11 protein-coding genes are annotated in these 12871 nt (G+C 62.2%); 4 read left to right on the forward strand and 7 right to left on the reverse strand.

Translation table 11 applies throughout. From position 1 onward, the window contains the following. Nucleotides 1-78 precede the first annotated feature (78 nt). The 3 genes from QP909_RS04365 to QP909_RS04375 are packed head-to-tail and all read right to left on the reverse strand — an operon-like array spanning nucleotide 79 to nucleotide 3691. A complete protein-coding gene (locus QP909_RS04365) occupies nucleotides 79-1446 on the reverse strand; it encodes a multicopper oxidase domain-containing protein (RefSeq protein WP_284766289.1) in 1368 nt (455 codons plus the stop codon). Next, complete coding sequence (locus QP909_RS04370) at nucleotides 1447-2625, reverse strand: beta-carotene 15,15'-monooxygenase (protein ID WP_239277953.1); 1179 nt, start codon at nucleotides 2623-2625, stop codon at nucleotides 1447-1449. After that, nucleotides 2612-3691, reverse strand: coding sequence for a DUF8744 domain-containing protein (locus QP909_RS04375; RefSeq protein WP_284766290.1), 1080 nt, complete (start codon nucleotides 3689-3691; stop codon nucleotides 2612-2614). The genes QP909_RS04370 and QP909_RS04375 overlap by 14 nt, the downstream gene beginning before the upstream one ends. Before the next feature lie 66 nt (nucleotides 3692-3757). Between QP909_RS04375 and QP909_RS04380 the strand changes: the two genes are divergently transcribed. From QP909_RS04380 to QP909_RS04395, 4 genes are all read left to right on the forward strand, one after another. After that, entirely contained in the window at nucleotides 3758-4018 is a 261-nt protein-coding gene (locus QP909_RS04380; RefSeq protein ID WP_239235769.1) for a DUF2249 domain-containing protein, read from the forward strand. Nucleotides 4019-4086: 68 nt separating this feature from the next. Further along, the gene (gene modA, locus QP909_RS04385; RefSeq protein ID WP_284766291.1) at nucleotides 4087-4851 is read left to right on the forward strand and encodes a molybdate ABC transporter substrate-binding protein; all 765 of its coding nucleotides are present in this window, start codon (nucleotides 4087-4089) and stop codon (nucleotides 4849-4851) included. A gap of 4 nt (nucleotides 4852-4855) precedes the next feature. After that, nucleotides 4856-6688 (forward strand): ATP-binding cassette domain-containing protein, encoded by a 1833-nt coding sequence (locus tag QP909_RS04390; RefSeq protein ID WP_284766292.1) that lies wholly within the window; start codon nucleotides 4856-4858, stop codon nucleotides 6686-6688. A 39-nt stretch (nucleotides 6689-6727) separates the two neighbouring features. Next, the gene (locus tag QP909_RS04395; RefSeq protein ID WP_284766293.1) at nucleotides 6728-7387 is read left to right on the forward strand and encodes a helix-turn-helix transcriptional regulator; all 660 of its coding nucleotides are present in this window, start codon (nucleotides 6728-6730) and stop codon (nucleotides 7385-7387) included. Here QP909_RS04395 and thrB read toward each other — a convergent pair. The 4 genes from thrB to argS form a co-directional block, all read right to left on the reverse strand. Beyond that, nucleotides 7374-8303 (reverse strand): homoserine kinase, encoded by a 930-nt coding sequence (gene thrB / locus QP909_RS04400; RefSeq protein WP_284766294.1) that lies wholly within the window; start codon nucleotides 8301-8303, stop codon nucleotides 7374-7376. The genes QP909_RS04395 and thrB overlap by 14 nt on opposite strands. Before the next feature lie 24 nt (nucleotides 8304-8327). Then, nucleotides 8328-9671, reverse strand: coding sequence for a homoserine dehydrogenase (locus QP909_RS04405; RefSeq protein WP_284766295.1), 1344 nt, complete (start codon nucleotides 9669-9671; stop codon nucleotides 8328-8330). Between the two features lie 175 nt (nucleotides 9672-9846). Continuing rightward, nucleotides 9847-11184: a diaminopimelate decarboxylase gene (gene lysA / locus QP909_RS04410; protein WP_284766296.1), complete on the reverse strand. Its 1338-nt coding sequence runs from the start codon at nucleotides 11182-11184 to the stop codon at nucleotides 9847-9849. Then, the gene (gene argS / locus QP909_RS04415) at nucleotides 11185-12837 is read right to left on the reverse strand and encodes an arginine--tRNA ligase (protein ID WP_284766297.1); all 1653 of its coding nucleotides are present in this window, start codon (nucleotides 12835-12837) and stop codon (nucleotides 11185-11187) included. It abuts the gene before it with no gap. Nucleotides 12838-12871: the final 34 nt, after the last annotated feature.

The following is a 12871-nucleotide window of genomic DNA, read 5'->3' on the forward strand; positions in this document are numbered from 1 at the left end:
GGCATGAAATATGACCAAGAACGGTCGCTGGTGAGCGCGAAGGGCGGGAGGAGCGGGAGGGGCCGAACCCCGGGAGGGCTACTCGGTAACGATGAACTTGCCGTGCTGGCCTTTCTCCGCGTTAGTCATGATGTGGTTGACAAAGGAATAGGTACCGGGCTCGTTGAAGGTCATTTCGACGAATCCGCCTTGCGCCGGGAGGAGGTCAAGGGCTTGTGAACCGGTGGAGTCTTCATTCTTGATGAGGTAGGCGCCTTCCTTGTAGGCGGTATCGAATTGTTCGCCTACAACATGGAAGCTCAGCGGCTGGTCGGGGCCTAGGTTGGTCAGCCACAGACGGACGGTATCGCCTACCTTGGCCTTGATGGGCTCTGCGTCATACTGGCCAGGGTAGTAATTGAAGGCCATCAGGTCGAAGCGGCCGTCGGCAACGCGCTGGGCGTCGGCGCCGGTGGATTCCTCGCCGAGGAAGATGTCGGTGGCCATGAAGTTATACTCCGCGTCAACGGGCTTAAGGTCCGGCGGATCGATGATGACGTTGCCGGCCATGCCGTTGGCGATGTGTAGGGACATGGGCATCGTGGAGCAGTGATACATCCAGATGCCGGAGCGGTTCGCGGTGAACTTGTAGGTCAATTCCTCGCCCGGCTGGATGGATTTCATGGTCTTATCTGGGTTGACCTCGCCGGCGTGGAAGTCAATGGAGTGGGCCATGGAGCCCTCGTTCTTGATGGTGATTTCGAATTTATCGCCCACCTTGCCGCGCAGGGTGGGACCAGGGGCTTGGCCGTTGAAGAGCCAGCGCATCTGCTTGATGCCGGGGGCGACCTCCACGACTTCCTCGGTCATCGTCCAGGTCTCTTTGTGCGTCTTCGTCTCAGCGGCCGGCTGCAAAGAGGCGTCGAAGGCGGAAAAATCGTCGCGTTGTGCGCCGAGTTCGGCGGCGGTTGGCACGTCTACGTGCGGGTTGCTAGCAGAGGACACCGCATGGTCATGTCCTGCAGCAGGGCCATCTCCTACGTTGACCTGGAAGGTCATGCCCTGCATCTTGTGGCCGGCGATGGTGCAATAGCCTTCCACGGAGGAGTCGATGACTCCGGCGTCGAGTTGAACGGTCTCGCCGGGGTCGACGCGGCCGGTCTCGGCGTCGCCAATCTTGAGGTCATGGACTTGGTCGCCGGAGTTGGTGAAGTTGACCACCAGGTGGGTGCCGGGGTCGATATCGATGGACGAGGGGGTAAAGGCCATACCATCTACGCCCACGTCAATGGTCTGCGTTTCGCCGGAGGATACCGGTGCCGCAGACTCCGTACCCTTGCCGGTGGAATTGACCACCGCGAGCGCGATGACCGCCGCCAGCGCGATGCCGATGAGCAGCCACGAGGCCCAGGAGGAATCTTTGGGTGCGGGTTTGTCCGCAGGTTGTGAGGAAGAAACGCTCAGCATTTAACTCTCCAGTCTTTTCTTAAGGTAGATGGCTCGGCCGACGGCGATAACGTTGGCGGCAAGACCTATCCCCATCATGATAAGCCCGGCCACGGTAGCGCCCAGCAATGTCAGCAGTCCGCCCACGTTGATGAGCAGCAGACGGGCGTAGCCGGTGCGCTCCGCGGTATTAGGACGCGCGCCGGTAAGGATCGGTAGCAAGTGGTGCAGGACCCCGGTGACCAACTGCAAGAGGCCAGCACCGAGGAAGGCGGGCAACAAAACCAGCGTGATGGTGCGCGGGTAGGCACCCACCGCTGCGGAAATAGCGTCACCGGCACACAGCGCCAGCATCCACAGCAGTCCGGCGATAACGGCCACGGTGGCGGTGGTCAGCCGCGGCGAGCGACCCATAACGGTGGCAAGCACCGGCTGGATAATGAGCACCGCCGCCAGGACCACAAGCAGTTGGGCCATGCCTGCGGCGCGGGTAAGGCCCACCGCGTACAGCGCCATTGCCAGGGACAGACCAACGCAGTGCACGATGAGCGCGCGAGTACACCGCGCGCGAGCGGTGGGCGAAATCGCCGTGGCCGATAGCGTGGGGAGCAACGTGACCACCGTGCCGATGACGGTAAGCCACGCGAAGCCCCAGACCATGCCGCGCGAGTGGGCGCCGACGAGGAGGGAGTACTCGCCTACCCCATTACCGCTGAGGATGACAAGCACCACGGAGGCAATCATGAACACAGCCGCCGCGATATAAAAGGGCACGGTCACGGCAAAAGAACCAGACAATGAGCCGCGTAGGCGCCGCGCGATGAACCACAGGTGCCAGGTGAGGGCGGTGATGATGAGGGCAGAGGCGGCGTCGGCAAGCGGGCCCCAGTCATACCCCGCCCTATCAATGAGCAGCAAGATAAGCCCGAGCTGCACTAGGCCCACGCGACTGCCGACGCCCCGATAGTCCCCGCCCGCAGTCCGGGTCAAGGCCTCGGTGAAGTGAGTGGAAAAGACGATGATTGCCGTGGTCAGCGCACCAATGGTGAAGGGATGGATGATATCCCACCACACCACCGGAGCACCCAGGGAGCCAGCGATGAGCAGGCCGAGGCCGGTAAAGATCCACAAACCGATAATGGCGGCGCTCAGGGTATGCCAGCGGCCGCGCGCGGCCAGGGATACGTCATGAATGCGCACGTCGCGCCTCCTTCGCAGTCAAGGCAATGCCGCAAGCGAGAAAAATTAACACTGCGAATATCGTAACCACCCCGCCGGTGTGGAGGGCAGTGGTGTGCTCGGCGCAATCGGCAAGGATGCGCAACGCGAGGCCGCCATGTAAGAGCGCCACCGGCACATAGAGCACTGAGTGGTACGGCAATCGGCGGCGGATAACGGAGGTGAAGATGATGGGTGCGTGCGCAAAAATCATGGACATGACAAAGCCCAAGAAGATGGCGTGCACTGAGGCATCATAGGCAAAGCCGGTGGACTGTCCGTGTAGCAGCCAGAGGTAACCGCCGAGGGCGAGCCAGCCGTAGCCGGCCAACATGCACGCCGCCGAGTAGCGCGGCAGGCCGTGCGAGCGCACCAGATTCTTGGCCACGTCCACCCGCGCGGTGGCCGCAGCGATGGCGATGAGCACCAAGCCCATCGCGCGATAGCCCACCGCAGGGGCAAGCACGTAGATGACGCTGGCCGCCGCCAGCCCCAGAACCAGAAGGGTCAGGTGGTTTTCGGCGCGGGTTCCGGCCATGGTGACGCGCGCTAGTTCCATGCGCTCGCCGATGATGGTGGCCACGGCGTAGAGGACGCACAGCGGCATCGCCGCGGCGAACCCCGGGCCCATGGCCCATAGGGCAGCTGCTGCTATTCCCCCGATAACTCCGGCTGCCTGCACCAAGATCGCAAGGCTCGCCTGACGGCGATAGATGGTGGCGTAAATGAAGCCAAGGACAAGGAAGCTCGCGGCAAAACACACGGCCGGGACCGCCCGCGGCAGGCCGGCGAGAATGCTCAGCACGCCGGCGACGTGGAACACGGGCCCGGCCCATGCCCAGGAGGTGCGCACGGCAACGGTGCGCTCAAGGCCGATGGCTCCGCCCACGAAACCGAAGACCATGAGCGGTCCGTGGTCGGCGGCGAAGGACGCTCCCGGGGTAACGTTCAGCCCCAAGAGGGTGGCACCCGCAACCAGACCTACCAGCAGGGACAGTCCTGCGAAGGCGAGGAAGATGAGGCGATGCGCCACGCTATTGTTTTGCACGGGTTTTATCGTACTAATATTGCTAACAGAGCGAAACTCGCACCCCTTAAGAAAGGACCACTCGCTATGCAACTACCCATCTCCGATGCCAATAAGCCACACTCCATCCCAACTCTGAATGCCTCCGAAATTCCGCACGCCGTTCGCCACGGCGCCATCCACGGCGCACTCGGCACCCTCAACGTGGGCGAAGCAATGATCCTCATCGCCCCGCATAATCCGGTTCCCCTGCTCAAGGAGGTCGAGGCTCGCGAGGAGAACTTCGAGCTGGACTACCTCAAGGAAGAAGAAAACGACTTCCACATCAAGTTCACCCGCGTGAGCTAAACCCTTCGCGGAGCGGAGGGCTATCCTGGATAGGTCACACTCTCCGCCGTAGAAGGAGCCCTCCGCAGATGAAGAAGCGCGCCGCCGCACTCCTCGCCGCCATCGCATTCGCCCTTGCGGCCTGCGCTCCCCCAACGTCAACGACCTCCGCCCAGGACGCGGATGCTCCCACGCTCAATGTCCTGGCTGCATCCTCCACCCGCGTCATCAATGACGAACTCACTTCGCGCGCAGGCCAGCTCACACCGCCGGTAAATCTGAACTTTGAAAATGGCGGCTCCTCCGATTTGGTAAGCAAGCTGCGCGAAGGCGCCCCGGCTGATCTTCTCCTCACGGCATCGAAAAAGACCATGGATAAGGCGGTGCAGGATGGCACGGTTGCCACGCCCGAGGTGCTTGCCACCAATGTCATGGTCATGGTTGTACCCAAGGGCAACCCGGCGGGAATCCAGTCAGTGGAGGATCTCCCCCACTCCCACCACTTCGTGCTGTGCGATCCCCAAGTTCCCTGTGGCGATATCTCCTCCCAGATCATCGACGATAAGCACCTGGACGTCCACCCTTCCTCCCAAGAGCGCCAGGTGGCTGACGTATTAGGCAAGGTTGCCTCGGGCGAGGCCGATGCAGGGTGGGTCTACTCCACCGATGCCGCCGCGGCCGGCGACGATGTTGAGGTGATTGACCTTCCTGGGGCAGAGAAATTCTCTAACCAGATCGTGGGCGCCGTAGCCAAGGATGCGTCCCACCCCGATCAGGCTCGCGCGGTGCTCGATATCTTGAGCGGCGACTTTGCGTCCACCTGGCGCGACCGCGGCTTTAACCCGGCGGAGTAGTTCTGTGTCCTCACCCCAGCCGATTCGCCCCAAAGCCCCGCTTCTTATCGGCCTTATTGGCCTCATTGCGGTGGCGACCATCATCGTCCCCGTTGCCGCTCTTGGGCTGCGCGTGCCATGGGCGCGCATTAGCGACTACCTCGCGCGCGACGAGATCCGGGATATGCTGCTCATCTCAGTGGCAGCCGCTTTCCAATCCATGATCCTTGCGCTCGTGCTGGGCTTGGGGCTGGCATTGTGGGTGCAGCAGCTCGGCCGCGGCAGCTCCGTAGTGCGCCTCTTGGTCTACCTGCCCTTGGCCATGCCACCGGTGGTGGGCGGCTTGGCCCTTACCGCAGCCTTTGGCCGCAAGGGGTACCTGGCCCCGCTTCTCGACGCCCTAGGCATCCACCTCGCCTTCGCCTTCCCCGGGGTCGTTATGGCGCAGACCTTTGTGGCGCTGCCCTTTGTGGTGGTCGCGGTTGATTCGGCATTGCGCCAGCTGGACCAGGAAATCCTCGCCTCTGCGCGCGGCGTGGGCTTGGGCCGGTGGGAGGTCCTGGGCAAAATTACCCTTCCCTCCATCGCCCCGGCCTTGGCTACGGGCGCGGGATTGGCCTTCGCGCGCTCGCTGGGCGAATTTGGCACGACCCTGACCTTTGCCGGCTCGCAGCCGGGGGTTACCCGCACCATGCCGATGGGTATTTATCTGGAGCGCGAGGTCGATGCGGATGGCGCGTACGTGCTCTCCGCGCTGCTTATCGGGTTGGCCTTGGCCTGTCTGGCGCTGGCGGGCTTGCCTGCCCTTCGGCGGCGAAGCTACCAGCCGCAGGCCAGGAGGTTGCATGGGATGGACGTCGATAAGCTCCGCGCCCTTACCCGTCCCACTGATGCGCCGGTGCTGTCCGTGACCGTCGAGGGGGTGCGCACGGATTTTTCCCCGCGTGCCATAACGGCCGTGGTGGGCCCGAATGGTTCCGGCAAGACGACCTTGATGGGGCGCATTGCCGGGCGCCTGAGCGGCGGGAAGATCTCCCCGGAGCACGCCGACATCGTCTTGCTCACCCAGCGTCCGGGCTTGCCGCCAAGGTCGACGGCCGTGCAGGCGGTAGCCATGGTCACCCGCGATAAAGCCCGTGCGCAGGAGCTCCTGGCGGCGGCGGGATTGCACGAGCTTGCCGACGTCCCCGTTCCCGCCTTGTCTGGCGGCCAGGCCGCCCACGTGGCGCTGGTGCGCGCGCTAGCCGCACGGCCGGCGGTCTTGATTGTGGACGAACCCCTTGCCGCAGTCGATGTGACATCGGCCGAGAGGTGGCGCCGCTTCTTGCACGCGGCCCGCGCAGACCGTACCACGCTGCTTGTTACCCATGATGCGCTCGATATCGCGCACCTAGCGCAGGACATGCTGGTCATGGAATCCGGCCAAGTGCGGGCCCACGGCGCAACCGCGCGTCTGCTTGAGGCACCGCCGACAGGCTTCGTTGCGGCGCTAGCGGGTCTCAACCGCCTCGAAGGAACCGTAACCGAGATCGGCGCGTCCGCCGTAGAAGTTGCGTGCGGCGATATTACCGTTCTGGCCACGACGGACCACGCATCTCTTACACTCGGACAGGAGGTGGCGGTGACCTTTGACCCGCATGCGGCCACAATTGGCGCAGCGCCAGAGGCCTGCAATCAATGGGCAGCGCGCGTCTTGGCCGTCGAGGCCACCAGCCTCGCAGCGGCGCAGCTGCGCGTTGATCTGGGCGGCCAAGAGGCTACAGTACCGGTAGACCGCGAGTTCGCTTTAGGCGTCGCGGTGGGTAACATCGTATCCTTAGCGATATCTACAGCACACGTTTTTGCCCACCCCAACTAGTTTTTCTGTATTCGCAGACCCCCAAGGCGGATTTCTACCATGCCTGATTCACTTCCCCGGCCCACCACCGAACTTTTTCCCGAGGCCCTCAACCTCTCACCCAAGCAGCGCGAGGTCCTCACCGCTGTGCAACGCCACCCCGAAGGCGCCAAGGCCGGCACCGTAGCCGAGGAACTAGGCATGCACGTCAACACCGCTCGCGGACACATCGATGAACTGGTCAACGCTGGGGCCGTCAATGTAGTATCCGCGCCGAGTAAGGGCCGCGGGCGCCCCTCCCTCATATTCCAAGCCCGCGTACCGGATAATAAAGCGGTGGCAGAGGAATACATCACGTTGGTGGAAGTGCTGACCACGATGCTGGCGGATAAGGAAGAGCTTGATGACGCCGCCTCGGCCAAGGCCCTCGAGATCGGGCGACGCTGGGCGCGCGCCGCAGGCGCGGATGCCTCCGATGGCGCACTCGATACGCTTTTTGGCACCCTGCGCGATATGGGCTTTGATCCTGCCACCAAACCCGATTCAACCGACATCGAGCTTCATGCTTGCCCGTTTGTCTCTTCGGGTCTCGAACCTTCGCCGTTTCTGTGCGCGGTACACGCTGGCTTCCTGCAAGAAACCAGCGATGATGACACCTCGATCACCTTGGTGCCGCGCCAGCACCCCAACGTGTGCCGTCTAAAAATTAAGCCTGCGTAAGCTCCACGCGGACGGGGCCGGCCACGGTGAGGTCGATGACGCGGAGGTTCTGCTCGCGGGCGTCGGCAAGAATGCCCTCCTCAATATCCTCGGTGTGCAACACCATGACGGTGGGGCCGGCGCCGGATAGGTAGGCCGCATAGCCGCGGTTGCGCAGGCGGTTGACCCACTCCGCGGTCACGGGAAGCACATCCGCGCGGTACGGCTGGTGCAAGCGATCGCGGGTTCCCTCCCACAGGAGATCCGGGTAGTTCTGCAATGCCGCCACCTGGACCGCGGTGCGCGAGACGTTGAACGCCGCATCCGAATGCGTCACGTGCGAGGGCAGGACGCGGCGCACCGCCTGGGTAGAGGCGTGGAAATCAGGCACGAGCGCGGTGGCGCGGATATCTTCGTGTACCTTGATGGACGCGGCGCGGTAGTCCGGCAAAGAATGGCCGTCGACAGGGACATTGGTCCACGACACCACGGCGTCACCCAACACGGAGGCGGCCGCATTATCGGGGTGGCCCTCAAAGGCGGAAGAAAGCTGCACCACTTGCTCTTGGGTCAGCGGGCTTCCCGCCAGCGCATTGCCGGCGGCCACGCCCGCCACCGCGGCGGAGGCGGAAGAGCCCAGGCCGCGCGACTGCGGGATATTATTATGCGAGACCACGCGCAGGCCGGGCACCGTGGCGTCGGCCGCCGAGAGTGCGGAGCGAATCGCCTTGACCACCAAGTGGGAGCCATCGCGCGGAAGGTCTTCTGTGCCCTCGCCGAAAATTTCCACCGTAAGGCCCGAGGCGGTTACCTCTACCTCGACGGTGTCATACAGGCTCAACGCCATGCCCAAGGTGTCATATCCTGGGCCAAGGTTCGCCGTGGAGGCAGGAACGGTCACGATGGCTTTAGTGCCGACTTCAACTTCGATGCTCATAGCTGTCCAGTCTATTTGGCCGGGCTAGCTGCCGAGGCGGATTACGGAATGAACGGCCTTGACCTCTTCGAGCTCGCCCAAAGCGGCCACAATGGTCTCCAAGGTGGCCTCCTTCGCGGCATGGGTGACCACGATGAGGCGGGCGGTGTCCTCGCCGTCTTCCTGACGCACGGTGCGGAGGGAAACGCCGTTGTCAGCAAACACTGCGGAGATGGCGGCTAGGACGCCGGTGCGGTCCTGGACCTCCATATCGATGTGGTAGCGGGTGTCTACCTCACCAAAGTCTGCAATGGGCAGGTTGGCATAGGTATTCTCGCCCGGTGCGCGGCCGCCGTGGACAATATTGCGGGCTGCCCCGACGACGTCGCCAAGCACGGCAGAAGCCGTAGGATTGCCGCCCGCGCCGTTGCCGTAGAACATCAGGGAACCTGCGGCCTCGGCCTCGACGAAGATGGCATTATAGGACTCGCTCACGGAGGCCAACGGGTGCTCCTTAGGCACCAACGTGGGGTGCACGCGGGCATTGACCGCCTCGGAGCCGTCCTCACGCTGGAGGCGCTCGCAAATGGCCAGCAGCTTGATGGAATAGCCGGCATCATTGGCCGCGGCGATATCCGCGGCGGTGACCTTGGTAATGCCCTCGCAGTGGACGTCCTCGAACTTTACGCGAGTGTGGAAACCCAAAGACGCCATGATGGCAGCCTTGGAGGCGGCGTCATGGCCCTCTACATCCGCGGTGGGATCGGCCTCGGCATAGCCCAGGCGAGTAGCCTCCGCCAGCGCTTCATCATAAGAAGCGCCCGTGGACTCCATCGCGTCCAAGATGAAGTTGGTGGTGCCATTGACGATGCCGGAGATGCGCTCTATCTGATCGCCGGCCAGAGAACGACGCAGCATGCCCACCACCGGAATCGCGGCGGCTACGGCAGCCTCAAAGTAGAGATCTACACCGGCACGGTCGGCGGCCTCCGCGAGCTCGTCTGCATGCGCAGCAACCAGGGCCTTATTGGCAGTCACCACGGACTTTCCGGAATTGAGTGCGGCGAGCACCAGCTCGCGCGGGAAGTCAATACCGCCGATGACCTCAACCACGAGGTCGATATCATCGCGGGCGACGAGCGCCTTGGCGTCATCGGTCAAAAGCTCCTGGGGCACGCCCGGGCGCAGCTTATTCTTATTGTGGATGGCGATGCCGCGAATCTCGGCTGGACCACCGATGCGGTGAGCAAAGGCATGAGCATTCTCCCCCAGCAGGCGAAAGACCTCGGCACCAACGGTGCCAAAGCCCAGCAGCGCGATACCAACGGTCTCGCCCTCGCCCTTGCCGGAATACTCGTGTGCCTGAAGCTCGCTAGTCGATGCAGCCATAGTCCGTCTCCATTGTGCGGTTGGGGTAAAGGTGTTGTGCCCGCTAATTGCGGATACAGGACACTATACAGAACAAGCTGTCTACTTTCGCCCTAAATAGAGCCATTAATAGAAAAGTCCCCGTCACAGGGCGTGAATTAAATTCCGCCATGTAACGGGGACTGAAGGATGGAGGTTAATCCACCTCTAGGGAGAGGAGGTCCTCGACGGTCTCGCGGCGCAGCATGGGCTTGGTCTGGCCCACGCGCGTGGCGACGACCGCTGGGCGCACCGCACCGTTATAGCGCGAGGACATCATATACTGGTAGCCGCCAGTCGCCGCAAAGGCGATCAAGTCTCCCGGCTGGATATCATTGGGCAGCTCGCCGTCTTCAAGGAGAATATCGCCGGACTCGCAATGGAAGCCCACAACGCGGGAGGGTACCTCTTCCCCATCGCTAAAGCGGTTGACTACGCGCACATCATAGGCCGAACCGTAAAGCGCAGGCCGGATATTGTCTGACATTCCACCATCGACGGAGATGTAGCGACGCAGCGGCAGATCCGACTTGCCAGTTTCTACATCCTTAACGGTACCCACGCGGTAGACGGTCACCGCCGATCCGGCGACCAAGGAGCGACCCGGTTCCACCAAGAGGAAGGGCGCCTCAATGCCCAACTCCTCTGCGGTGTGCTTGACCGCGCCGAGCATATCGCCGGCCACGCGCTCAATATCCAGCGCCTCCTCATAGGGCATGTAGGGAATACCAAAGCCGCCGCCTAGATCGAGCTCTTCCAGCGTCACGCCCAGCTCGGTGTAAATCTGGCGGTACAGCCCCATGACGCGCTCCGCGGCAAGCTTGAAGCCTTCCGCGTTGAATACCTGGGATCCCACGTGGCAGTGCAGGCCGCTCAGGTGCAGGTTGTCCGCCTCCAAGCAACGCTTGGCCGCAGCAAAGGCCGCGCCCGTGGCGAGCGAAATGCCGAACTTTTGATCCTCATGCGCCGTGGCGATGAATTCGTGCGTATGCGCATCAACACCCGGCTTGACGCGGATCATCACCGGCTGGACCTTGCCGGCCTCGCCCGCAATGCGATTAAGTTCTTCCAGCTCGAGCTCGTTGTCAATGACCACGTGGCCCACGCCGGCGTCTACGCACAAACGCAGGTACTCATCGTCCTTATTGTTGCCGTGCGTGGTGATGCGCTCGGCTGGAAACTCTGCGGCTAGGGCAATCTTGAGCTCATTGAGCGAGGCCGCGTCCAAGCACAGGCCTTCCTCATTGACCCAGTTCACGATCTTCTTTGAGATGAATGCCTTGGAAGCATAGTGCACGTGCTCGGGTCCACCGAAAGCGCGGGCCATGTCCTGGCAGCGGGACCGGAAGTCATCTTCATCGAAGACATAAAGTGGGGTCTGGAATTCCTCCGCCAAATCTGGCAGTGGAACGCCAGCAATGGTTACCACGCCGTCTTCCTCGCGCTGGGCATTGCGCGGCCAGACGTGGGCCGGCAGCTCATTGAAATCCGCCACTTACATCTTCTCCGGGGTGCTCACGCCCACCATGGACAAGGCATTGGCCAGAACCACGCGGGAAGCCTGCGCCAGCGCCAAACGGGCCCCGTGGATTGGTGCTTCATCCTCGCCAGCCTTGGGCAGGACCTGGCAGGAATCATAAAAGCGGTGGAATACCGCGGCAAGATCCTCAGCATAGCGGGCGATGCGGTGCGGCTCGCGCAGCTTCGCTGCTTCCTCCACTACTGCTGGGAATTCACCCAAGGTACGAATCAAGTCACCCTCGCGCTCGTGGGTAAGCAGCGAGAGATCCGCACCTTCCGCGTCGATGCCGAGCTCGGCAGCCTTACGGGCGATGGAACATAGACGGGCGTGGCCGTACTGCACGTAGTAGACGGGATTATCGGAAGACTGCGTCTCCCACAGGCCCAAGTCAATATCGATGGTTTGGTCCACGGAAGAGCGCACCAGGGAATAGCGCGAAGCATCCACGCCAATGGCGGCGACGAGATCCTCCATGGTGATGACCGTGCCTGCGCGCTTAGACATGCGCACCGGCTTGCCATCACGTATGAGGTTAACCAGCTGGCCGATAAGAACCTCGACGGCATCGGCGTCGTAGCCTAGGGCAGCCGCTGCCGCCTTCAAACGCGGCACATAGCCGTGGTGGTCTGCGCCCAGCATGTAGATATTCAAATCGTGGCCGCGATCAAACTTATCGGCCACGTAAGCGATGTCACCGGCAATATAGGCTGCATTGCCATCGGATTTCACCACTACGCGGTCCTTGGAATCGCCGTAATCGGTGGACTTGAGCCACCAAGCATTGTCCGCCTCATACATGTGGCCTTCGGCCTTGAGCTTTTCCAACGCTGCATCCACAGCACCGGAGTCAAAGAGGGAGTTCTCATGGAAGTAGACGTCAAAGTCCACTCCGAACTCGTGCAGGGACTGCTTGATCTGCGCAAACATCATCTCTACGCCGTCTGCGCGGAAGGTCTCTTGGACTTCTTCATCACTGCCTTCAAGGGCAGACGGATTCTTCTCTACCACGGCCTGAGCAATGTCCTGGATATAAGCACCGCCGTAGCCATCTTCTGGGGTTGGCTCACCCTTCGCCGCTGCCACGAGCGAGCGGGAGAAGCGGTCAATCTGGCCGCCGTGGTCATTGAAGTAATACTCGCGGGTAACCTCTGCGCCGGATGCCTCCAGCACGCGGCCTAAAGAATCACCGACGGCCGCCCAACGGGTGCCGCCAAGGTGGATCGGGCCGGTCGGGTTCGCGGAGACAAACTCGAGGTTAACCTTCTTTCCCGCAAAGGAACCGTTAGAACCGTACTCCTTGCCGGCGCGGAGGATCTGAGCGACGATCTCTCCCTGGGCGTCGGCAGCAAGGCGAATATTAATGAACCCAGGTCCGGCAATGTCAGCCTCGGCAACGGCATCATTGTCTGCCAAGGCCTCTGCCAACCAGCCGCCTAGCTCGCGCGGATTAGCACCGGCCTTCTTGGCCACCTGCAGCGCCACGTTGGTGGCATAATCGCCGTGCTCAGGGTTGCGCGGACGCTCAACGGTTACCGTTTCTGGCAAGACAGAGGAATCAAGATCATGGTCATCCATGACCTTGATTGCGGATTCTTTAATCAATGTGGCCAAATCAGCTGGAGTCATGTCGCACGATTCTAGTTCACTGAAAAGACGAGTG

Source organism: Corynebacterium sp. MSK195 (assembly GCF_030228885.1).
Lineage (GTDB): Bacteria > Actinomycetota > Actinomycetes > Mycobacteriales > Mycobacteriaceae > Corynebacterium.

Coding starts and splice junctions, on each gene's coding strand:
- QP909_RS04365 (WP_284766289.1), bottom strand. CDS start 1,446: ATGCTGAGCGTTTCTTCCTCACAACCTGCGGACAAACCCGCACCCAAA.
- QP909_RS04380 (WP_239235769.1), top strand. CDS start 3,758: ATGCAACTACCCATCTCCGATGCCAATAAGCCACACTCCATCCCAACT.
- modA (WP_284766291.1), top strand. CDS start 4,087: ATGAAGAAGCGCGCCGCCGCACTCCTCGCCGCCATCGCATTCGCCCTT.
- QP909_RS04395 (WP_284766293.1), top strand. CDS start 6,728: ATGCCTGATTCACTTCCCCGGCCCACCACCGAACTTTTTCCCGAGGCC.
- thrB (WP_284766294.1), bottom strand. CDS start 8,303: ATGAGCATCGAAGTTGAAGTCGGCACTAAAGCCATCGTGACCGTTCCT.
- QP909_RS04405 (WP_284766295.1), bottom strand. CDS start 9,671: ATGGCTGCATCGACTAGCGAGCTTCAGGCACACGAGTATTCCGGCAAG.
- argS (WP_284766297.1), bottom strand. CDS start 12,837: ATGACTCCAGCTGATTTGGCCACATTGATTAAAGAATCCGCAATCAAG.